The sequence below is a fragment of the Glaciecola sp. MF2-115 genome, from assembly GCF_047250385.1.
Lineage (GTDB): Bacteria > Pseudomonadota > Gammaproteobacteria > Enterobacterales > Alteromonadaceae > Glaciecola.
This window is the reverse complement of the sequence record NZ_JBLBVM010000006.1, coordinates 1-1,213: the sequence shown is the minus strand read 5'-3', so window position 1 is coordinate 1,213 and position 1,213 is coordinate 1. Positions and strand designations below refer to the sequence as shown.

Here is a 1,213-nt window from a genome sequence, read left to right as displayed (position 1 = left end):
TGATCCTCCCCCAATTTAGTAGACATTCAGCTTGCCTTTGAATATGTGTTTTCATATTCATCGGGGGACACATAGCCAAGGTGGCTGTGCAGTCGAGTTGGATTATAGAACATTTCTATATAATCAAACAAATCAGCTCTTGCATCACTTCGTGTTGCGTATACTTTTCGCTTAACCCTCTCCGTTTTAAGTGAATGGAAAAAGCTCTCAGCGACAGCATTATCTAAACAATGGCCTCGGCGACTCATACTAGGTTGTAAATTATGAGCAACTAAGAAGTCCCTATAATCACCGCTAGCGTATTGACTCCCTTGGTCCGTATGTACCACAACACCAGATGCATCTGGTCGTCTCCAGATAGCCATCATCAGTGCCTTAATGACAATATTAGAAGTCATTGTTGACTGCATCGACCAACCAATGACTTTTCGTGAAAACAAGTCCACAACTATGGCCAAATACAGCCAGCCCTCGTATGTTTTTATATAGGTGATGTCCGAAACCCACGCCTCATCTGGCTCACATACCACAAACTGCTGCTGTAGATGATTATCTGCAATGACTGACGGTATAGCTGATTTGAAATACCGTCGCTTGTAGCCAATATTAGCTCTCAACTTGGCTTGCTTCATTAGCTTAGCCACACGATTTTCCCCACAAGTTTCACCTGAACGGCGCAACTCATGTGTAATGCGAGGACTACCGTAAACACCGCCACTTTGCACGTAACTGGCTTTAATCTGCTCAAGCAAACGTTGATTATCTATTTCGGTTTTAGACTGAGGTTTTCTCAACCACGCATAAAACCCGCTGCGATGAACATTCAGCACTTTGCACATAGCGCTTACGCGATAGATTTGGAGCCGCGACTTTATGAACGTGTACTTTTCTTTGACTCGCTTGCAAAGTACACGGCGGCTTCCTTTAGGATGTTTCTTTCTTCTGTGACGCGCTTTAACTCTGCTTTAAGCTTGCGTATTTCCTCTTGCTCCGCAGACTGACTGGTTGGCTTTTTCGCTTTATTGACCCAGTAATATAGAGACTTGTCGGAAATGCCTAAGCGCTTCGCGACACTCGGTATTGAAAAGCCTTTGTCCAATACTTGTCGAACGGCTTCTTGCTTAAATTCATCGGGGTATTTTTTATTCATAACACTTTTTACCTTACTTCGCTTTCTAAGTAAAAAATGTCTACAAATTTAGGGGAAGATCAG

1 protein-coding gene is annotated in these 1,213 nt (G+C 43.1%); it reads right to left on the bottom strand.

Annotation, left to right across the window (positions count from 1 at the left end; genetic code table 11):
* Window positions 1-26 precede the first annotated feature (26 nt).
* Window positions 27-1,150 (bottom strand): IS3 family transposase gene (locus ACKLNX_RS00040; protein ID WP_412970761.1). Its coding sequence is split into 2 segments (ribosomal slippage): window positions 27-922 and window positions 922-1,150, totalling 1,125 coding nucleotides; the frame shifts between segments, so codons are not numbered across the junction.
* Window positions 1,151-1,213: the final 63 nt, after the last annotated feature.